Origin of the sequence: Lederbergia lenta NBRC 16444 (genome assembly GCF_001591545.1) — a bacterium.
Classification (GTDB): Bacteria; Bacillota; Bacilli; order Bacillales; family Bacillaceae_C; genus Lederbergia; species Lederbergia lenta.
In genome coordinates, this window is the sequence record NZ_BCVC01000001.1 from 1,431,071 (window position 1) to 1,453,262 (window position 22,192).

The following is a 22,192-nucleotide window of genomic DNA, read 5'->3' on the forward strand; positions in this document are numbered from 1 at the left end:
TGATCCCCTTACTTAGTTTATTAATTTAGGATTTTACTTCCATATTGCGCCGATCATATTATAATTGGAGTAATTAGTCATTTACATAGAGCTAAGGCGGTATGTAATGAAATGTCTTGGATTTAATCTACTATTCATTTGCTTGTATTGTTTTCCTTTTGTATATTTCTCGATGTATCAAGATTTCTCGAATGGTTCCATGATCGGATATCTCCTTATGGTGATCTCTACCTCAATAATCGCTTTCTTTGCTAAATACACAAAAAATACAATTGCTATTATTCTAGGAAATATTATCTCCATGGATATATCATTTTATTTCCTTACTAAAATGCAAGGTAATGAGCCTTGGGCTGGTTATTTTAAACCACTAACACCACTCCACTTACTCATATTGGTCAGCTGTTTAAATATCATACCTCAATTTATTACTATGCTACTTGCTAAAAAGGCATTATTAGCTGGAAAGTAATGGTGACTTCCTTGAAGTCACCATTTTTGTATGCATATTTATTTAATAATACAAAATAAGCGAAACAAAATATTAGATCCATTCGTGTAAGAAGAAGAGATAGATGAAGGAGAGAGAACAAATGTATAAAGTGAAAATAGAAGGATTACATAAATCATATCGTAATTTTGAAGCTTTAAACAATATTAATCTACATATTGAAACAGGTCTTTTTGGCCTACTTGGGCCAAATGGGGCAGGTAAGACGACTTTAATGAAAATTCTTAGTACGATTCTTCCGTTTAAAGTTGGAGATGTAACGATCTATGACTTTGATTTGTTAAAGGAAGGGGACAAAGTTCGCAAAATACTTGGCTATTTACCACAAGATTTCCATGCACCAGGACAATTAACTGGTAGAGAATTTTTACATTATGTTGCCTCAATGAAAGGTGTTATGGATAAAAAAAATAGGGTAACTCAGATTGAAAAAACACTAGATGAGGTGAATCTACTCGCACATGCTGATAAAAAAATTAAAAGTTATTCAGGAGGAATGAAAAGGAGAATTGGTATTGCACAAGCACTGCTTGGTCATCCAAAATTACTTATCCTTGATGAGCCGACTGCAGGGCTGGATCCATCGGAACGAATACGCTTCCGTAATGTAATTGAAAGACTAAGTAAAGATTATTCCATTATTTTATCGACCCATATTATAAGTGACATCGAATCAAGCTGTGAAAGATTAGCGGTTTTGAATAATGGCAGGTTACTGTTTCAAGGGACAACCGCTAGCCTAGCACAAAAAGCAGCCAATTATGTCTGGGAGTTTCAAGTACCATATGCTAATTACGATATAGTCGAAAAAGAACACTTAATTATTTCAAGCAGAAGGGAAGCAGGGAATGCTGTTTTTCGGATTATTGCAAAAGAATCTCCGCATGAAAATGCAAAGTTGATCAAGCCTTCGACTGAGGATGCTTATATGGCCTTAATCAATGGAGTGATAATATGAACATGACTAAACTTATATTCCGTTATGAGTTGCTACAATTATTCCGTAATAAATTTTTAGCAATTCCGCTTTTTATTAATCTACTTTGTTGGGGATATATCATTATATCTTATGAAATACAACCCATTCATTATGAAGAGCGAGCTGCTGCTTTTTATCAAGGATTTATGTGGTTGTTATTATTGAATCTATTAATGATCGGCTTGTTTGCAGTATATATGGCAGATAAAGATCGGGAAAATAAATTTGAATCTTTAATTGTTACGTACCAAGTGAAAAATGCAGAATGGATCATTGGAAAATGGCTGGTCACTCAAACGTACGCGCTTGGCATCACACTCATCACTTTACTTGTTCAAATAAGTTGGCTTTTGCTTGGGAAAATATCTTTTGGAGATTTAGTTAAAAACGTCCTCTATGTATTTGTTCAAATGGAAGGCGGATTAATTTTACTTATTTCTCTTGGTTTCTTATTTGGTATTCTATTGAAAAATATGTTTGCTTATATTTTTATTCCGGCTATTTTGTTACTAACTTTAGGACTTCCGTTTGATTATACCGGGGTCGCATTAACATTTGATAATCCGAGAGTACACTTATTGACGCCATTTGATTATATGTTTATTCAATCTCCTTATGAAAGTATATGGGGAATCGATCGGGTATTTGGAACCACGATATTGCACCAATTCATCGTTTTATTACTCGGGGGCATTTTTATACTTGTAACTATTTTATTATTTCGCTCTAACCGAAGGGTACAAAGAGAAAAAAAGATTATCCCCGTATTGATTGCCACACTACTTATACCGACAATTATATTAAGTGGAATTCGCTATGTGCAATATGATCAGGCATTTAAACAATATGTCACAACAGGGGAACATTATGTAACTGGATTTGAGGGTCGGGATGAAAAGGGATTAGCTGAATGGGAATGGGAAAATTCATATTATGATACATATTTGGACAATACAAAATATGAGTTTTCAGTGGAGCAGATGAATTTATCGGCTCTACTGAAAACAGACAATTCAATTAAGGTCAGGAGTCAATTAACGATTAAGCATAATGGTGATGCTCCCGTTAAAGATGTATATCTTACATTACAACAGGCATTAAATGTGACGGAATGCTCAAGTAAATCAGTTATGACTTGTTCACGCGAAAGTGATTTTGTCATTGTCCATTTTGATCAGATGATTGAGCCAGGTGAACAGTTTAATGTAAACTTGGCTTATAATGGAAGTGTTTTACAATATCGTGATGAAGGCTACGTGGAGCATTCTTTCATTCAGAATCATAGAGTGTATCTTCCAAAAGAAGCAGGATGGTATCCACTCATCGGAAAACGCCAATTAGTGATTGCGCGAGAGCATAATAACAATTATGTCCAATTCGAACTAAGAAATGCTAGGTTGGTTGAGGATTATCCTACGGAATTCACAGTTGAAATTATGAACGAAGATAGTAACATACCACTTGCTTTGACGATACCAGAAGTAGAAGCTGGCATATACAGCGGTACCTCTCTATATGGTTTGTCGTTAGTTGGTGGGAATTTGGAGGAAGTAAAGGTTGGTCAAACTCGGATAGTTGGTCATCCAGAAATTCTTAACGGTGCTAAAAATGCAGTTAAAAAGAATCAACAAGCCTGGAAATTTATTGAGGATTGGCTGGATATCCCTATGACACCGTCAGTCATTTATATTTTGAATGATGAACATTATTATCTTACACGTTCTACACCTAGTCAGGAATTTCTTATTTGGCATGCTGAAGGTCTTGAATATGTGGATGATTCAATTATTGCGTATGAGATAGTTGAATACTTAACGAATGAATATGCAAGTTGGGAGAATGAAGACGTACGATTATTGGGATTAGCGATGGAATGGTCGATAACAAGTCATTTACATGAAATGGTTGGTTTAAAGAATTGGTATGTATCTACATGGGGGATACCAAGTGAAGTTAGTGAAGTTCCTGAGCCTATCGATGTATTAAATGGTTATGAAGATAGAAGTAAAGAAGAGTTTAACACAGTAGTTAAGTTTCTTTATACACAATATAAGCAATTGGATGACAAGAGCATATTTGACATGGAAGCTGCTTTGCAAAAATACGAAGGAGTAACAAACGAATGAATGGATTAAGGATCAGACTAAAACTAATACTAAAACTTTGGTTTCGCTCCCTATATGCCATTGTCACCATGCTCTTCATTCCAATCGCTGCGTATATCATTTATTCTTCCCAATCTTATACGATCGAGGATTTAACAAGTGTGATTTATGAAAGAGCAGCCCCGTTATGGTTGATCTTCATATTGCAATGGTGCTTATCCGTTGATTTTGATTCAAAGTTTTATCTACAAGTAATGACATATCCATTTTCTAGATGGAAATTCACGATGGAAAGAATTCTGTTTGCAGCGGTTATTTTTATCGGCTTATTAAGTGTGGTAACACTCGTTTTGACACCGACCATGGGAGTTTTTGTATGGAAAAGTTTAGTGTTTACAGTTCCAGTTTACATGGCAATTATTGGATTTGTTGTTGCCGGTACTATGATTGGAGCACATTCAGTTGGCGGTTTATTGGCTGGGATTCTATTTTGGATGTGTTCTGAATTTGGCGGTATATTTTTAGGCGATCTAAATGTAATTTTAATTAAATATGGCAGTGTGTATACGTTTGTCCATGGCGAGAGTGGTTTTTTTGCGATAGAAAATCATTGGATTCTATATAATCGCTTGTTTTATATCGGAATTGGCGGGCTACTTACCGGATTAGCTCTGTTACAATACATGCGAAAAACTGCTTAGAAATGTGGAGGGAATGGAATGCAAGACGAAGATTATATGCGCCAATTGTCATGTGGTAATGACTCGGCATTAGATATACTTGTTTTCCGATATCATAAACCTCTATATGGTTATGTGTATCGTTTACTACAGGATGAAAAACTTGCTGAAGATATCGTCCAGGATACTTTTCTGAAAATCTATCAACAAGGGAGAAAAGGCTATACTCCAGATCATTTTAAACCGTGGATGTACAAAATAGCGACAAATAGTTGTAAAGATTATTGGAAAAAATCCTCAACAAAGCGAGAGTTTTTTACGGATAAGAATATGCAAGATGGGCAGATTTATCATATTATCGATCGCCAATTGGAAAGACAATGGATGATTGATTCTTTAAACCAATTGTCCATAGATTATCAAACAGTTCTTTATTTACGTTTTTATCAAGATTTGACATATGCGGAAATCGCTTTGACATTAGATATTCCCATCAATACTGTAAAAACCCGTATTGCCCGTGGATTAAAACAGCTTGAGGGCGTGTTGATTGAGGATGAGAGAAAAGGAGTGGGGGCAAATGAGTAAAAAACAAGAGTTAGCGGGATTAGAAAATGAGTGGAAAGAACGTTTTGATCGATTTACTGCCCCAGAGCCAACGAGAGAAAATACAATAGATTTAATTCAAAAAATAAAAGAAGTAGAAGAGATTAAGCCTATTGATATAAGGACTGAGTTGGAAACCGCTCAAACTACACAAACGATAAAGGAAAAAGTGACAAATGCGTTTTTATCCCAATGGAATTTTTATGGGAGTACTAGTTGGTTACTGACTGGTGTTATCATGCTCATCTTAACGATTACGATTAGTCAAAATACACAAAATGAAATGACTGGTTTTTTAGCTTGGATTAAATGGATTAGTCTTATTATGATTGCTGTCATGGGCTATGCATTTCGGTCTAAAAACGAAGGGAATCAGATCATTGAAACATTAAGTTACTATCCTTTGATCCAGCAAATGTTTACACGATTTATTTTTGTGATGGGATTACAATTAATAATTACTTTGCCATTGAGTTTTTTTATCCTTGGAAATACTAACTCCTATTTGTATTTAATTGGTGCATTTACACCACTATTCTTCTTTGGTGTGATTGGTTTTATTAGTACGATGTGGTTTGGACAAAAGACTGGAGTTATCCTGACAGTATTTGTGTGGTCTACACAAATTTTATTCGACAAGCAATTCCAATACATTTCTTTGTTTCAATTGCCTGAAAATGATTATTTTTTATTCATAAATGCTTGCATATTCACTGTTTCTATACTCTTATTAAGTAGCATTCTAGTAAAACAACGTTTGCTGAGGAAAAATTAATGAAGATTACGGTAAAAGAAGTCACATATGTGAAAGAAAAAACGAAAATTATCAATCAGCTTAATTGCACATTAACAGCTGGCATTACGTATATTCTTGGAAAAAATGGAGCGGGAAAAAGCTCACTTCTAAAACTGCTCTCGACTGGATTATATCCCGATAATGGAGAGATCAATTATTCTACATTGATTAGTGACAATGAGATAGGAAAATATCGAAAGCAGTTAAGCATAGATGAAGTAAGAACAATGATTGGATTCATGCCTCAGCATTTCAAAGGTCACTCAGAAATGAGCGTCATAAGGTATTTAACCTATATAGCGTATCATAAAGGAATACCTCATAAGCTAGTTAAATCGACAGTTGAGGGATGGTTACAAGAATCAAATTTAACTAAATATAGAAGACGGAAACTCAGTAAACTATCAGGAGGACAATTACAAAAGGTAGGACTGATTCAAGCACTCATAAACCAACCGAGAATTTGCATACTTGATGAACCATTTGAAGGATTGGATACTAAAGAAAGATTATTTTTCAAACGCAAACTACAAAGACTTTCCTTTCATAGCGTCGTGATCATTAGTACACATATACTAGAAGATATAGAGCAATCGGAAGATGTAAACTTACTCTATATGGACAATGGGGGGTTACTTTTTTATGGAGGGACGACTAAGCTTGATCTAATAAAAGAAAAATTGAATTTCATAACTGAATAGTTTCAGTTTTTTAAGTTGATAAAGGGAGGACAAAATGCGATTTTATATGGATGCTGGTGATACTAATTTGATCGGAGTGGCCAATGCCGAGCAGTACAAGTCGTTTGTAGATGAAGATTGGGAGTTAGATATACTACTGAAACATTTTAATGATGAAATGAAAAATGGACATATTTTGGTGTGCCAGATGACTGAAGAAGGCATTGAACATTCATGGAACGTCGAAGTGAAAATAGGTACAAATACAGTAGAACATAAATGCTTTAGACGAACGGAAGGCTATATAAAAGTAACCGATAATCAATTATATTTAGTTGATTATGACTGTCTTACGATGGCAGCACAATTCGAAAGTGATAAAGTACCTGATAAAAATTGTTCCCGTTATAAAATTGATATTGAAAATGGCATATACAAAGTTACTATTGTTCAATATTATAATGTAGATAAAGATGAATATGTTGGAACGAGCGACAAAGATATGTTGCTTCATTTTACAAAAGTAGCTGAATTCCAACAATCAATTAATCATGTTTTATGGGGTAATTATCATTGATAACAAAAAACTGTCTACTATGTTCGTTTAGGATATAAGGTTATACTTCCCTAAGATAGAAAACTCCGCTAACTTTATAAACTAGTTTTGTTGCTCTTATTTTTACTAATCCATCATTTAATCATAAATAAAAATGAAACTACCCTTAACTAGCAGGGCCTTAAAGGGTGGTTTTTAATATATGTATTAATCTAAGGGATACTGTATTAAGCTCACAATTCATAAATTGGCTCTTTAGATGATTTCACTTAAAATAGTAATATTACATCGACTTTTCATTTTAAAGGAGACTTATCATTTTGAAAGCTACATGTGTTACGTTTTACGAGTTTGGGAGTCCTGAAAATGTATTGAAAGTGGAAAACAAAAGCATTCAGCAACCTATGAATGGGGAGGTCCTTGTGCGAATGACGATGCGTCCAATCAACCCATCTGACTTATTACCGATTTTTGGCACGTATTCTCATCGTATTTCTTTGCCTTCCATACCTGGCTATGAAGGGGTTGGTGTTGTTGAAGAAATAGGACCTTTCGTTTCTCATGACCTAATTGGCAGGCGCGTTCTTCCTTTACGCGGAGAAGGAACGTGGCAAGAATTTGTGAGAACATCTGCAAATCTGGCTGTTCCTATACCTCATTCTATTAGGGATGAAACTGCGGCACAATTATATATCAATCCGCTAACTGCATGGCTGACTTGTACAGACGTTTTAGCACTTAAACCAGAAGATATATTATTAGTAAATGCCGGCGGCTCTGCAATTGGCAGGATCTTTGCCCAACTATCTAATATTCTCGGATTTCGACTTATTGCTGTGACAAGAAATAATGTACATACTAAAGAGCTACTCCAATTAGGGGCTTCAGATGTAATAAATACATCAGATACATCCTTACATTCCATGGTAATGGAATTAACAGAAGGACGTGGAGCGAACGCCGCCATTGACTCTGTGGGCGGAGTAGAGGGCACAGAGTTAGCTTTTTGCCTTCAACCTGATGGTATTATATTAACTATTGGGCTTTTATCAGGTCAACCTATAAATTGGGCAAAAATTTCTAAACAAACAAAAGTAAAAGTCAAAATGTTTCATTTAAGGCATTGGAATCAACAAGTATCCGTGGAAAAATGGCAAGAAACTTTTGACTATATATTCACTTTACTAAACAATAAAAAACTAAGGCTTATGATCCCTAATTCTCATTATGCTTTATCAGAGGTTCATGAAGCTATTCGTTTTGTTGAATCCTCTAGCGGAAACAAAGGGAAAACTCTTTTATTCAGTTAATAGAGACGTTGTTGTATGTCATACAACTTTGTTAATTAAACTGTATTGAGGAAAAAAGTGTTGTATAATTTTACTATATTGATCAACTTAGGAGGATTTAAATGGAATATAGCGGAAATGGTTTATTTGCTCTATTTGCTTTTATACCTATCATTTTATATTTAGCCATTCTTGGTTTTGGCATTTATTTTGTAATTAAAGTAATTAAATTTATAAATGCAAAGACAATATCTGATCGAGAAAGAAATGCCAAGCTCGATGAGTTAATTCAAGTTATCAGTAAAAATAAAAATGACGAATAAAATTAATCATGATGAAAAAAGTATTCTTGGATATGCGGAGGTGCAATCTTTGCTTCATAATGAAATGACGAAACGCATGCAAATAGAACATCCAATTATTCAAGCTCCGATGGCCGGGGGCATAACGACTGCGAAATTAGTGGCTGCTGTATCAAATAGTGGTGGCTTAGGATCGATTGGAGCAGGGTATTTAACCCCTGCCCAGTTGCGTAAACAAATCAAGGAAGTAAAACAACTAACAACGAGAAACTTTGGAGTAAATCTATTTATCCCGAATGAATGTAAAGTTTCAAAGGACCAAATTACAATTGCTAATAATGTGCTGCAACCCATTCGTGACAAATTAAACGTTCAACAAGATAAATTGGAAATGCCTACTTTTAGCCGTATGTCTGAACTATTTAACGAACAAATAAAAATAGTGATTGAAGAAAAAGTTCCTATTTGCTCCTTTACCTTTGGTATTCCTACCAAAGAAGTAATTGCCGAATTAAAACAAAACCAAATTATTTTAATAGGAACTGCTACAACTGTGCGTGAAGCAATGGAAATCGAAAGGATCGGAATGGATATTGTTGTCGGTCAAGGTAGTGAGGCTGGCGGACATCGTGGGAATTTTATCAATAATTTTCAAGAAGGTTTAATTGGGCTCATGTCACTTATTCCACAAGTTGTTGACAATGTAAGTATACCAGTAATTGCTGCAGGTGGAATTATGGATGGTAGAGGTTTAATGGCCTCTCTCTGCCTAGGAGCGAAAGGTGTACAAATGGGTACTGCTTTTTTAGCTTGTATAGAGAGTGGAGCACATCCGTTACATAAAGAAGCTATCCTTCAAGCTAGTGAAGAGCAAACTGTTTTAACTCGAACCTTCTCTGGAAAATGGGCTAGAGGGATTAAAAATAACTTTATTGAAGAAATGCAGGAGCACGAACTGAATTTACCTGATTTCCCAGTTCAAAATACACTTACACAATCTATAAGAAAAGCTTCTTCCTCACAAAATAATCAAGATTTTATGTCGCTTTGGTCTGGACAAAGTCCAAGATTGGCTAAAAATCAATCCGTTGAAACATTCATGAATAGCATCATAACGGATGCAACTAAATTACGACTTACTTGAATTACATAATAAAAGAACAACACTTTCTAAAAGTAATGTTGTTCTTCCATTCACTTTCCCTGTTCTCTAAAAATCCGAACAATATACTGAGTTTATCAAAGATAAATCCGTTTTCGATTCCGCTTATTGTTAAGATACTTGAATAAATCTCCGTCCCTATAGATCCTTTCATACATTATATTATTATGAAAGGATCTTGCTGTTCATCATATTCCGCTCTATCCTCATCCACAAAATACCTTTATAATAAAAAAGATTCAAATGTCTCAATTATGGACATGTTGATTAGGTAGAAACAATCTTAGTTAAGGAAAAGGTGTTTGCTATATGAGTTTATTAACTGTAGAAAATTTAAGTCACGGCTTTGGAGACCGCGTGATTTTTGAAGACGTGTCTTTTCGATTATTGCAAGGAGAACATATTGGGTTGATTGGTGCGAACGGAGAAGGAAAGTCTACGTTCATGAATATTATTACGCGTAAATTAGAGCCCGATGCAGGAACAGTCAGTTGGTCCAAGCGAGTGCGAGTCGGCTATTTGGATCAGCATGTTGAATTAAAACAGGGAATGAGCATCCGTGATGTACTTCGGACAGCGTTTCAATATTTATATGACAAAGAAGCGGAAATGAATGCACTCTTTGCGAAGATGGCTGAGGTTGATGCGGATGAACTGGAAGTACTCCTTGAAGAGACAGGTCAAATACAAGATGACTTATCACATAATGATTTTTACATTCTCGATTCAAAAGTAGAAGAAGTAGCGAACGGACTCGGATTGGATGAATTCGGCCTTGACCGAGATGTTCATGATTTGAGCGGAGGTCAGCGGACAAAGGTTTTGCTAGGGAAGTTGTTGCTGGAGAAACCAGACATTTTGCTACTTGATGAGCCAACAAACTATTTGGATGTCGAGCATATCAATTGGTTGCGCAATTATTTACAGAATTACGCAAATGCGTTCATTTTGATATCCCATGATATTCCATTCTTGAATAGCGTTGTTCAACTTATTTATCATATGGAGAATCAAGAGATCACCCGTTATGCTGGGGATTATAATGAATTTTTGCGTGTGCATGAGATGAAAAAGCAACAGTTGGAGGCTGCCTTCAAGAAACAGCAAAAGGAAATTGCCCATCTTAAAGACTTTGTGGCCCGCAATAAAGCGAATGCGGCTACGAGTAAAATGGCCATGTCCCGCCAGAAGAAGCTAGATAAGATGGAAGTTATTGAATTAGATGCAGAAAAACCGAAGCCACAATTCAATTTCAAACAAGCACGAACACCAGGAAGATTTCTGTTCCAAACGAAAGGGCTCGTCATCGGTTATGATGAAGCTTTGTCTAAAGAGCTAGACTTAACAATGGAACGCGGACAGAAAATCGCCTTATCAGGTGCAAACGGAATCGGAAAAACAACACTTTTGAAAAGTATACTTGGGGAAATCCCCGCACTTTCCGGTTCTGTTGAACATGGAGAACATCTAGAAATCGGATATTTCGAACAGGAAGCGAAAGAAGACAACAATCGTACATGCTTGGAGGAAATTTGGGAAGCCTTCCCCCACTTTACACAATATGAAGTGCGTGCTGCGTTAGCTCGATGTGGATTGACGACTAAGCACATTGAAAGCAAAGTAAAAGTATTAAGTGGTGGTGAACGGGCAAAAGTTCGTTTATGTAAATTAATCAATCGCGAAACAAATCTGCTCGTTCTTGACGAACCGACGAATCACCTTGATAAAGAAGCGAAGGATGAGTTAAAACGCGCCTTAATAGAATACAATGGTAGCGTTCTGCTGATTTCTCATGAACCTGATTTTTATGAAAGTGTTGTAACAGACGTTTGGAACGGCGAGAGTTGGACGACAAAGGTGTTTTAATAGGAAAGTAATGAAAGACTTATGTGACAGAACGTCATATTATAGAACTGTTACATTAAGATCCGTAAAAATATTGTAATTCAGTTAGTAAATAGAAAAAGATTGAGATTAAATTTGTATAGAATAATTGATATTCATAAATTTGGTGAATTCTTCGCTATATATTTCAGATTTTAAATGATATGCCATGAACGCAGTTTAGTTCATGGCTATTTTTTGTCGTTACAAAAGAGGAGAATATTTATTCCATTTAGCATACTCTGAAAAAAATCGCTTTTTAAAATATCGTGTTATCGTTCAAAAAGAGAGGTGGTGTAGGGGCACTAAGCTGGACAAGGAGAGAAGTTATTGTAACATTATGCGATGACATCCATTATATCATGTCTGTTGAAATTTCTATTGTGTCCCCTGAAATACAGCAATACATAAAAGGGGAATAACTTTGAATATTATTAATGTTCTAAGCCTTTTCATTCAATTATAGAAAATGTTATAATTCAACAAATATTCACATCTTCGTTCTAAATCACCTTGAATTTGTTTCCCAAAAGAAATAACCTTGTTAATGAGCGATGAATTGATTCGGATAGAAAAGGAGGATGTATCATGTTACCAATTGAACGCCGACAACAAATACTAACATGGTTACAACAAGAAGAATCGTTGCGTATTGCTGAAATTAGCAATAGATTAAATGTATCAGAAATGACCGTCTATCGTGATTTAAAACCATTAATTGATGAGAAGAAGATATTAAAGACATCTAATGGAATTACTCTTTCAGTAGAAAGTTATGCTTCTACCAACACTTGCTCTTATTGTTATAAGCCTACAAATTCTCGGTTATCTGTTCAACTTATTAAGAACAACCAACAAGTAGAGAATACATGTTGTGCTCATTGTGGTTTATTACGTTATCAAGATATCGCAGAGGAAGTTGCGCAAATCATCTGTCAAGATTTTTTAAAAGACACTACCATTAGTGCCAAAATGGCAACGTTTCTTTTGAATGCAGATCTCTCGCTTAATTGCTGTCAACCACAGGTTATACCTTTTGATTCTTTGCAGCAAGCGGAAAAATTCCAAAAAGGATTCGGTGGGAATATATATAGCTTTGAAGAAGCAATGAGTGCAATACATAAGGAAATGAATGGCCAAACCCATTGTCATTCAAAAATGTAATAGCAATCAATATGGAAAATACTCCTCTAATAACAGGGTGAATTATATGACCTGTTTTTAATAAAAATATCTTATAGAAGTGGGGAAGGAAACTTATGAAAAAAAGTATTTGGATATTCATGCTAGCGTTCGGATTGGTTGTGCTTTCCGCATGTAATGGTAACAAGGTAGAGGAACTAGAGCTACCTGAGATGTTAGATGTACAGCTAGAAGTACCTGAAACTGTAGACGTAAATGAAAAGATTGCTATGAAAGCAATAGTAACTCAAGGGGAAGAAAAAGTTGCGGATGCAAATGAAGTAGAGTTCGAGATTTGGGAAGACGGTAAAAAAGAAGAATCTAGTATGATTGAAGCTAAAAATAACGATGATGGTACATACGAGGCGGAAACGACATTTGAACATGATGGTGTTTTCACAGTTCAAGTCCATGTAACAGCAAGAGGGCTTCACACAATGCCGAAAAAAGAAGTAACTGTAGGGACAGGCGCAGCCCACGAGGAAGATCATGAAGAAGGACATGATGATCATGATCACGGCCAACATGCAGATGGATTCGGGATGCACTTTATGGAACCGGAGAATGTAAAAGCTGAAAAAGAAGTAGCATTTACTGTCCATTTACAAAATGAAGAGACACCTTTAGAGAAAGCTCGTGTTCGCTTTGAAATTTGGAATGATGATATTTCTGAAAAACACGACTGGGTAGATGCAGAAGAAGTTAGCCCTGGTGAATATACAACTAAGCATATTTTTAAAGAGCCTGGTACTTACTCAGTACAAATTCATGTCACGAATGACGATGGTTTACATGAACATGAAGAACATGAAATTGAAGTAAAAAACTAAAGTTAAACAGTTAAATGACAGTCTAGAAAACTCCCAGTTCCTATGATAAAACTGGGAGTTTTTACATTTTCCATTGAAATTTTCCTTATATTCTGGAGAGGATGGGGGCGAAGTCATATGCAAATTTCCAAATACCTTTTATGGAAAATGCAGTTCATCCATATTAATAAATGAGGAATTTTCTAATGGTGAGAAATAGTGTATGAATTACCCCTTATTTAGACTTGAACAATTTAATAGGCTTGTCCCAAAATGGTATAGAAGATGATAATTACAGGTCAACTTTTACACCTATATATTATATTATCTAAGTTTATAAAAATACGCTGTAACTTTTTTAAAAATAAACAGTCTAATCATTAAAAGGACGGTGAAGGTTTTGAAGAAATTAATCATTCCACTTCTGATAACTAGTATTCTCGTAGTTATTGGAGGTTGTGGAACAAAAAAGGATAGTGATAGTTTGGATATTTCAGACAAGGTAGCTTTTGGTAAAGATGATTATAAAGAGATTATTTCCTCTAATAACGAATTAGGCTTTAAATTATTGGAGGGAGTGCCAGCAGATGAAAATAATAATATATTTATTTCGCCGACAAGTTTGTTGATGGCATTATCTATGATCTATAACGGGGCTGAGGGCCTAACGAAGGAAGAGATCGCAGAGGCTATGCAGACGAAAGATATCAATGTAAATGAACTAAATAAAGCGAACGCATCATTAATGAGTAGGCTCCATAGCGATTCAGACAAAATTAGTTTGGATATTGCCAACTCGATTTGGTTAAATAAGAATTATCATTTCAAAGATAAGTTCGCTCAACATACAAAGGATTATTTCGATGCAGAAATACAGGAAATTGATATTACGAATAGTAACTCCTCTAAATTGATAAATGACTGGGTTAAAAAGGCGACGAACGAAAAGATTGAAGAAATTGTTGAGGCCCCTTTAGATCCTAATTTAGTGGCAATGCTCATTAACGCCATTTACTTTAAAGGTACTTGGAAATATGAATTTGATAGAGCTAAGACAGAGAAAGGTACGTTTACGCTAGCAGATGAAACAAAAAAGGATGTATCATTTATGACGCTGAGTAAAAAACTATCTTATTTGGAAAATGAAAAATTTCAAGCAGTTATTCTTCCATACAGTGACGGAGAGATGAGTATGAGTGTGTTTCTTCCAAAAGAAAACGTTGGTTTAGAAGCACTTGAGAAAACACTTTCGAATAAAAATTGGAAAGATTGGCATATGGAATTCCAGAAAAAAGAAGGGACAGTCACCCTCCCTAAATTTCAATTAGAATACGAAGTTCTTCTAAATGAATCCTTGAAAAGCCTAGGCATGAAGAAGGCGTTTGAAAAAGATGCAGATTTCACGAAAATGATTAAAGAAGAGGATCCATTATGGATTAATGATGTGAAGCAAAAAACATTTATTGAGGTGAATGAGGCAGGTACAGAAGCGGCTGCAGTAACGTCTATAGATGTAAAGACAACTTCAGCATCCATTGATGAGCCGTTTTTTATGGAAGTTAACCGACCATTTTTCCTAGCTATCACCGATGATGAAACAGGGGCAATTTTGTTTATGGGCTCCATTTCCAATCCACAGTAGATGATAGAAAGCTAGCGGAAGTTTACGTTGTTCCCATCTGATTAATATTGGAATCTGCCTGAGTCATCAAGTAAATGATAGCGACAATACCTTTAATGGAAATGTAGCACTTAGATGTCATAAAAAGTAACTCTCCATCTAATAATGCCTTCAAAGGGTTTAAATTGTTAATCTAAGGCATGAGTAAATCAATTAACAAGCACGAGGTACCCTCACCCACTAGATATTCGTGATAAACTGCTTATAAATGAATAATATAACTTTATCCGGTCATTATAATACTTGCTGTTATATTGATATTAGGGAGTCGAGGATACAAGTTTCAGTAATTATATTATCTTTGTACCAACTCCTTAAGTCTCTTTAACAGTTATGTTTCAATATGCCACAATAACGATATTTAGATGACAACGGAGGGAATAAGATGGTAAAAGACTCGGAAGTACACAAAGAGAAAAGAAATGGTGCTGGTAAACGACCAGATGAACAAAAACAAAAAAAGGGTAAATCAAATGCTCGAGGTACTAGGAGTTAAATAATTAGGATTATGCAATTTTATGGTCCTTTCCTAACTTGAGTGACAATAAATTTGTTTAAAAGTAACAAGGCAGTTTTTTTGCTTTGTTACTTTTTATATTTGGTGTATGTTAATCAACCTAAGAAATTGAATTTAGTTATTTATGTTAAAATGAAATAAATAAGAGATATTTTAAAAATGAAAATCTCTTTAAGGAGTAAAATCGGTGTGCAAGAAATGGCAAGACATAGTCGCGAAGCCTTCTTTTACTGCTTGCAGGGAAAATTAAAAAGGTGCGCTACTAGATGTAAATCTATTCTATTAATCTAGTTGGGTACACGTAGGATGCTTGTTATATTTCGATATTTGTTACTACCCCATGTATTACTCATTCATGGATTGTGTAAGGTAAATAAAGTGTACCGCTAGCCTTAGCAATAGGTGTAGTTCTCACGTAGTTGTCATTTCTGTTATAATGAATAACCCACTATGCATGTGGGGGCAGATTATACTCCGATCAGAATAATACATAGAATTTGGGGCGAGAATATGGATTTGATTAGTAAATGGCTTTTAAAATTTGAATTAAATGCTAACTTAGTTAAATATCTTTCCATTTTTATTATGATCCTTTTTATAGCATTCGTCTGTATTGTAGCGAATTTTATTACCAAAAAGGTAGTCATAAGAATTATCACTCATATTGTGAGAAAGAATAATTTCCAGTGGGGGAATATTATTGTAGAAAGGAAAGTTTTTCGTAAACTATCCCATGTTGTTCCCGCAATCATTATTTTTCAATTTGCTTCTACCTTTACAACCTTTGAATATTTGATACAAAAAGGTGCAACCATCTATATTATTTTAACGGGTTTAATGGTTTTTAATAGCTTATTGGATGCGATTAATGATATTTATCAAACCCACGACATATCTAAAATTAAGCCTATTAAAGGATATCTCCAAGTCGTTAAAATTATTGTAATTACTTTTGGAATTATATTTGTCATCGCGATATTAATGGATGAGAGCCCACTTATTCTTTTAAGTGGAATTGGTGCTCTCTCGGCCGTTTTCATGTTGATCTTTAAAGATTCGTTATTGGGACTTGTTGCTGGTGTTCAATTATCCAATAACGATATGGTTCGGGTTGGTGACTGGATTGAAATCCCTAAATATGGAGCGGATGGAGACGTCATAGATATCTCTCTTAATACTGTAAAAGTGCAAAACTTTGATAAAACTATTACGATGGTTCCAAGCTATGCCCTTATATCCGATTCCTTTAAAAATTGGCGAGGAATGCAAACTTCTGGAGGGCGTCGGATAAAGCGGTCCTTATTTATTGATACAAACAGTATTTCATTTTGTACCGAAGAGATGATAGAAAGATTCAATAGTATTGATTATCTAACAGACTATATAACAAAAAAAGAGCGTGAAATTGAAGAGTACAATATACAGCATGAAATAAATCGTAGCATTACTGTCAATGGAAGGGCGCTAACAAACATTGGGGTATTTAGAGAATATATCCGTAATTATTTAAAAAATCATTCAGGGATTAATCAAGACATGAGCTTAATGGTAAGACAATTGGCGCCAAGTGAAAACGGATTGCCTATAGAGATATATGCATTTTCAAATGATATAAGGTGGGCAGTGTATGAATCAATCCAAGGGGATATCTTTGACCATCTATTTGCCGTAGCACCACAGTTTGGACTTAGATTATTTCAAAATCCGACTGGACATGATTTAAAAACATTGATGAGTGAATCAAATGAGAATATTCCGTTAAAGGAAAGGGAACAATAAAGTGGGGCTTTCCCAAAAACCGAAGTAAGTGGAAAAACATTCGTTTTATCACTTACTTTTTTATGATTCTCATTAAAAATCGTTAAGATGGTAAATATGTGTATCAGTGTTGACAGTTTGCCGAAGTTTTTTCACAAGTTACACGAATCTGAAGGATTACTCTAATGAATAGCTTACCAATTACGATTTACACATAATGTAAAGACTTGGATTTAGAAAAGTCATAATTAACTCTTAACTATCGCAGTTATCTTGTTCGTGAGATAATGCTCTAAGAATGTGAGGTTGGTTAGGATGAAATTTCAAGATTTTCATTTAAGTAAGGAGATTACTCGGGCGCTAGATGGGCTTGGCTATGCTTCAGCAACAGAGGTTCAAGAAAAAGTGATGGCTGATGCGCTGAATAAAAGAGATTTAATTGTGAAATCACAGACAGGAAGTGGGAAAACAGCAGCGTTTGGCATTCCTATTTGTGAAATGGTGCGTTGGGATGAGAATAAGCCTCAGGCGCTTATTTTAACACCGACACGTGAACTTGCTGATCAGGTGAAAGAAGATATTACGAACATTGGTCGTTTTAAGCGAATTAAAGCTGCTGCTGTTTATGGCAAGCATCCATTTGCTTATCAAAAGGAAGAATTGAAGCAAAAATGTCACGTAGTTGTAGGAACACCTGGGCGTGTATTTGATCATATAAAGCGCGGAACGCTTGCCATTGAACAAATCGAATACTTAGTGCTTGATGAAGCAGATGAAATGCTAAGAATGGGATTTATCGATCAAGTGGAAGCGATTATCAATCAATTACCGAAACAGAGAACGACGATGCTTTTTTCTGCAACCATACCAGAAAACATCAAGAAACTATGTTTAAAATACATGCAAAATCCGAAAAATATTGAGATTGCATCAACAATCACATTAACTGATAAAATTGATCATTCTCTTATAGTGGTAGAGGAACAGCGAAAATTTGCTTTGTTGCGCGATATGACCATTGTTGAAAATCCGGATAGCTGTATCATATTTTGTCGCACGAAAGATCAGGTGGATCAAGTAACGGATCAACTTGAAAAACTTAATTACACATGCGATAAATTACATGGTGGTATGTTGCAAGAAGACCGATTCGCCGTTATGAATGAATTTAAGCGAGGCGAGTTTCGCTATTTAGTTGCTACGGATGTCGCAGCTAGAGGAATTGATATTGATAGTATTACTCATGTTATCAATTATGATATACCGCTAGAGAATGAAAGTTATGTACACAGGGTAGGGAGAACAGGACGAGCAGGTAATAGAGGAAAAGCGATTTTGTTCGTTACACCTTACGAGGATAAGTTCCTTGCGGAAATCGAATCATACATCGGTTTTGAGATCCAACGTCGGAACACACCTACGCAGAAATCGGTTGACGCTGCGATGGATGCATTTGTTGAAAAGTTAGAAAGACGTCCTGAGTTGAAACAAAATAAAAATGTAATGGTGAATAAAGATATACTGAAACTATATTTTAACGGTGGTAAAAAGAAAAAACTGCGCGCTGTCGATTTTGTAGGCACGATCACTAGCATTCCTGGTATAACTGCAGAAGATATTGGAATCATTAAAATTCAAGACGCCATGACTTATGTTGATATCCTCAATGGCAAGGGTGGACTTGTTATGAATAAAATGAAAACAAAAACGGTGAAGGGTAAGTTATTAAAGGTGCACATAGCGAAGAAATGATAGCTAAACTATTTACCGAGCGGAGATTGGTCCATTGCCAGTCTCCTATTCTTTTAAAAAAAACACCACCTTTGGCAAGGCGGTGTTTCATTATGACTCTATTGTGCTTACTTCCCTTATGGCAACCATATCTTGTGGTTCCAACGATTTTAATCTACGATTACAAATGTATAGTGCGAATGCTGTGATCGCCTCTGCTATCGGGAAAGCTAACCAAATAAAATCTGTGCCAAAAGCGGTTGGTAATAACCATAGCAAAGGTAAAAATATTACGATACTTCGCGCGATGATTATAATCGTCGATAATTTGATCTTTCGAATCGCTTGATAATATTCGGCATAAATTAAGTTATAAGCTAAAAACAAATAACCGATAAAATACAATGATATACCCTTTAATAGGTAGGAAGAGACATCTTCTGATTGCACGCCGAATAATGACACGATAAAATCTCCATACAGCCAACCTACAATTAAGATCAATAGCCCTAAAACGATTCCCGTATTAATTGCTAACTTTAAAAAGGCTTTTAACCTATCCATTAAATTTGCACCGTAATGAAAACTGACAATTGGTTGCAATGCAGCTCCAATACTAATAAATAACATTAAAAATACGACATGGAGGTAATTGACGACCGCATAGGCAGTTACACCATTTTCACCTACAAAATGCATAAAGGTAATATTATAAGCGATCACTATAATTGCAGCTGAACTTTCCACAATAAAGCTAGGGCTACCTATTTTTAAAATATCACTCACAATTGAATAATCAAACTTCACCCGTATAAACTTTAATACACTTTCTTTACGTAGAAAATGAGATAAAAGCACAAGTAATCCAATAGCAGTTGAAAGTGCAGTAGCATATGCGACACCAGTAACACCTAGTTTATATACAAAAATAAACAAATAATTAAATATGATATTTAATATAGAAGTGACGATCAAACCAAGCATTGCTAAATTGGGATTGCCATCATTTCTGATAAAAATACTTAGTACATTTTCAACTACATATAAAATACCAAATAATAATATAATATGCAGATAATCCGATACATATGGTAATATTTGTTCATTTGCACCAAATAAATATGCCAGCTCCGTTTGTTTCCATAATCCTAAAATGATTAAAACTCCGACAATGCATACAACAAGTATGAATGATTGAGTAAAGATCGATCTTGCTTTTTGAATATTATTTTCACCTATAGAAATGGAGTATAATGTTGCGCCACCCATACCGATCCATAAAGAAATCGAAAGGAGGATCGAAAAAATGGGCACGGCAATATTAATTCCAGCAAGTGCATCCGGACCGATTCCATTGCTAACAAAAATCCCATCGACCAATATATTGATTGCCATAAGCAGCATACCTAATACAGATGGGATCAAATAGGATATAAACAATTTTTTAGTTGGCATATTTCTTAATTTCATTGTTGCTTCGTTCATATGATTCACCTAATTTAATTTTTATCTATTTTTTTAACCATTATCTTTTCATTGTTAATATCTGACTCTCCAGTTAACTGAAAGCCAAATTTCTCATACAAATGAAGGGCGGCTTGATTATTCTCAACGATACTTAAATATATCTGCTTACATGAAAATTCTTTCGTTAATTTTTTTATCATCGCATCAAGCATAAGCTTACCAAAACCACGGCCTTGATGCTTTGTATCAATTAGAAATCTGTCCAGCCACACCCTGCCATTTTCTTGTGGGAAAGATCCATACATTGCAAATCCAACTAAAGTCTTATTGGCATAAAGACCAACAGGTTTATAATTTGCACACTCTTTTGCCTCTTTTAAACATTGCTCCGTTGTTTCTACAAATGATGTTTGTGTTTCTTCCACAGTTAAATGTAAAATATCTTGCACATCTTCATTCGTTACATCTAAAATTTCTATATTCATTACACTTTTCCTTTCAATTTAACAAAAACTCGAGCTATGATCATTTTTGCCTGCCATTAGACGTCTCATAATGGTATATTTATATCCTAAGGTATACGGTAACCAGATAGTCAAGGAGGAAATAGCAAATGGGTAGTCATTTACGAAAATACTTTACGACAGGTGAATTTGCGAAATTATGCAATGTAAAGAAGCAAACACTTTTTCATTATGATGAGATCGGACTACTATCACCTGAATATAAGAGTGAAAACGGTTATCGATATTATTCTTATCAACAGTTTGACGTCTTTACAGTTATTGAACTGTTAAAGGAAGTTGATATGCCTTTGAAAGAAATAAAATCCTTTCTGAACAATAGATCTCCCAAAGAATTGATTGAGCTATTCAAAGAAAAATCAATAGAAATTGAACGAAAAATGGATAATCTAGCGAGAATACAAAAGATCATTGATACGAAAATTTCTTTAACTGAGAGGGCTTTAGCAATTGACGACACACAAATTAACATAGAGATACAGGAAGCAGAACAATTAGTAATAAGTGATTCGATTTTAAATTGCTCCGATCGAGAATTTTTAAAATTGGTTTCTGAGTTCATTGCATTCTGTGACGCCAATCAATTATATGTCGGTTATCCAATTGGTGGCATTTTGAGTAAAGAAAAACTGCTTCAAGGAGACTACGAAAACTATTCCTTTTTATATACAAAAATTGTTGATGATCCTGGGAATATTCCCGTATATATAAAACCAAAAGGATTATATGTTATTGCTTACCATAAAGGAAGTTATAAAAAAATATTTAAAACGTACGAAAAAATCTTAAACTTTATTGAAGCTAATCAACTAAAGATCAAAGGCGATTCATATGAGGAGTATGTGTTAGATGAGATTTCCGTTAACGGTTATGATAATTATGTAACACAAATTGCAATAGAGGTGGTTACAATTTAAGTTGCCTTACCGTGCATTTTTATCTATTGTTATTTCATATACATTTGCCAAATTAT

20 protein-coding genes are annotated in these 22,192 nt (G+C 34.9%); 18 read left to right on the forward strand and 2 right to left on the reverse strand.

Translation table 11 applies throughout. The features are described from left to right. The first annotated feature begins 106 nt into the window (after window positions 1–106). The 17 genes from BLE01S_RS06755 to BLE01S_RS06835 all read left to right on the forward strand — a co-directional run bounded on the left by BLE01S_RS06755 (window position 107) and on the right by BLE01S_RS06835 (window position 19,249). Complete coding sequence (locus BLE01S_RS06755; protein WP_066138797.1) at window positions 107–472, forward strand: hypothetical protein; 366 nt, start codon at window positions 107–109, stop codon at window positions 470–472. A 121-nt stretch (window positions 473–593) separates the two neighbouring features. Further along, a complete protein-coding gene (locus BLE01S_RS06760) occupies window positions 594–1,469 on the forward strand; it encodes an ABC transporter ATP-binding protein (RefSeq protein WP_066138800.1) in 876 nt (291 codons plus the stop codon). Beyond that, window positions 1,466–3,616, forward strand: coding sequence for an ABC transporter permease (locus tag BLE01S_RS06765; protein ID WP_066138803.1), 2,151 nt, complete (start codon window positions 1,466–1,468; stop codon window positions 3,614–3,616). Before BLE01S_RS06760 ends, BLE01S_RS06765 begins: the two co-directional genes overlap by 4 nt. After that, window positions 3,613–4,296, forward strand: a complete 684-nt coding sequence (locus tag BLE01S_RS06770) for a hypothetical protein (RefSeq protein WP_066138805.1) — start codon at window positions 3,613–3,615, stop codon at window positions 4,294–4,296. The genes BLE01S_RS06765 and BLE01S_RS06770 overlap by 4 nt, the downstream gene beginning before the upstream one ends. Window positions 4,297–4,314: 18 nt before the next feature. After that, window positions 4,315–4,863 carry an RNA polymerase sigma factor gene (locus BLE01S_RS06775; RefSeq protein ID WP_066138808.1) on the forward strand — a complete coding sequence of 183 codons (549 nt, stop codon included), beginning with the start codon at window positions 4,315–4,317 and terminating at the stop codon, window positions 4,861–4,863. Then, window positions 4,856–5,656 (forward strand): hypothetical protein, encoded by an 801-nt coding sequence (locus BLE01S_RS06780; RefSeq protein WP_066138811.1) that lies wholly within the window; start codon window positions 4,856–4,858, stop codon window positions 5,654–5,656. Before BLE01S_RS06775 ends, BLE01S_RS06780 begins: the two co-directional genes overlap by 8 nt. After that, window positions 5,656–6,378, forward strand: a complete 723-nt coding sequence (locus BLE01S_RS06785; RefSeq protein ID WP_066138813.1) for an ATP-binding cassette domain-containing protein — start codon at window positions 5,656–5,658, stop codon at window positions 6,376–6,378. The genes BLE01S_RS06780 and BLE01S_RS06785 overlap by 1 nt, the downstream gene beginning before the upstream one ends. A 46-nt stretch (window positions 6,379–6,424) precedes the next feature. After that, a complete protein-coding gene (locus BLE01S_RS06790; protein WP_082788674.1) occupies window positions 6,425–6,934 on the forward strand; it encodes a hypothetical protein in 510 nt (169 codons plus the stop codon). A 299-nt stretch (window positions 6,935–7,233) separates the two neighbouring features. Next, window positions 7,234–8,223: a zinc-dependent alcohol dehydrogenase family protein gene (locus BLE01S_RS06795; protein ID WP_066138819.1), complete on the forward strand. Its 990-nt coding sequence runs from the start codon at window positions 7,234–7,236 to the stop codon at window positions 8,221–8,223. A gap of 101 nt (window positions 8,224–8,324) precedes the next feature. Further along, the gene (locus tag BLE01S_RS06800; RefSeq protein ID WP_066138822.1) at window positions 8,325–8,525 is read left to right on the forward strand and encodes a hypothetical protein; all 201 of its coding nucleotides are present in this window, start codon (window positions 8,325–8,327) and stop codon (window positions 8,523–8,525) included. Between the two features lie 49 nt (window positions 8,526–8,574). Beyond that, the gene (locus BLE01S_RS06805; protein WP_066140985.1) at window positions 8,575–9,648 is read left to right on the forward strand and encodes an NAD(P)H-dependent flavin oxidoreductase; all 1,074 of its coding nucleotides are present in this window, start codon (window positions 8,575–8,577) and stop codon (window positions 9,646–9,648) included. Window positions 9,649–9,975: 327 nt separating this feature from the next. Further along, window positions 9,976–11,532, forward strand: a complete 1,557-nt coding sequence (locus tag BLE01S_RS06810) for an ABC-F family ATP-binding cassette domain-containing protein (protein WP_066138825.1) — start codon at window positions 9,976–9,978, stop codon at window positions 11,530–11,532. A gap of 606 nt (window positions 11,533–12,138) precedes the next feature. Continuing rightward, on the forward strand, window positions 12,139–12,714 hold the full coding sequence (locus tag BLE01S_RS06815) for a DeoR family transcriptional regulator (RefSeq protein ID WP_066138828.1): 576 nt from the start codon (window positions 12,139–12,141) through the stop codon (window positions 12,712–12,714). A 95-nt stretch (window positions 12,715–12,809) separates the two neighbouring features. Continuing rightward, window positions 12,810–13,562: a FixH family protein gene (locus tag BLE01S_RS06820; protein WP_066138830.1), complete on the forward strand. Its 753-nt coding sequence runs from the start codon at window positions 12,810–12,812 to the stop codon at window positions 13,560–13,562. A gap of 379 nt (window positions 13,563–13,941) precedes the next feature. Beyond that, on the forward strand, window positions 13,942–15,183 hold the full coding sequence (locus BLE01S_RS06825; RefSeq protein WP_066138833.1) for a serpin family protein: 1,242 nt from the start codon (window positions 13,942–13,944) through the stop codon (window positions 15,181–15,183). 1,066 nt (window positions 15,184–16,249) lie between these two features. Continuing rightward, window positions 16,250–17,518 carry a mechanosensitive ion channel family protein gene (locus BLE01S_RS06830; RefSeq protein ID WP_066138836.1) on the forward strand — a complete coding sequence of 423 codons (1,269 nt, stop codon included), beginning with the start codon at window positions 16,250–16,252 and terminating at the stop codon, window positions 17,516–17,518. A 285-nt stretch (window positions 17,519–17,803) separates the two neighbouring features. Beyond that, window positions 17,804–19,249: a DEAD/DEAH box helicase gene (locus tag BLE01S_RS06835; protein ID WP_066138838.1), complete on the forward strand. Its 1,446-nt coding sequence runs from the start codon at window positions 17,804–17,806 to the stop codon at window positions 19,247–19,249. A gap of 90 nt (window positions 19,250–19,339) precedes the next feature. On the opposite strand, the gene BLE01S_RS06840 is transcribed toward BLE01S_RS06835, so the two are convergent. Both BLE01S_RS06840 and BLE01S_RS06845 read right to left on the reverse strand, forming a co-directional pair. Further along, window positions 19,340–20,713 (reverse strand): MATE family efflux transporter, encoded by a 1,374-nt coding sequence (locus tag BLE01S_RS06840; protein ID WP_066138841.1) that lies wholly within the window; start codon window positions 20,711–20,713, stop codon window positions 19,340–19,342. 14 nt (window positions 20,714–20,727) lie between these two features. Further along, the gene (locus tag BLE01S_RS06845) at window positions 20,728–21,180 is read right to left on the reverse strand and encodes a GNAT family N-acetyltransferase (protein ID WP_066138843.1); all 453 of its coding nucleotides are present in this window, start codon (window positions 21,178–21,180) and stop codon (window positions 20,728–20,730) included. A gap of 128 nt (window positions 21,181–21,308) precedes the next feature. On the opposite strand from BLE01S_RS06845, the gene BLE01S_RS06850 reads away from it, so the two are divergent. Beyond that, entirely contained in the window at window positions 21,309–22,136 is an 828-nt protein-coding gene (locus tag BLE01S_RS06850) for a MerR family transcriptional regulator (protein WP_066138846.1), read from the forward strand. Window positions 22,137–22,192 lie beyond the last annotated feature (56 nt).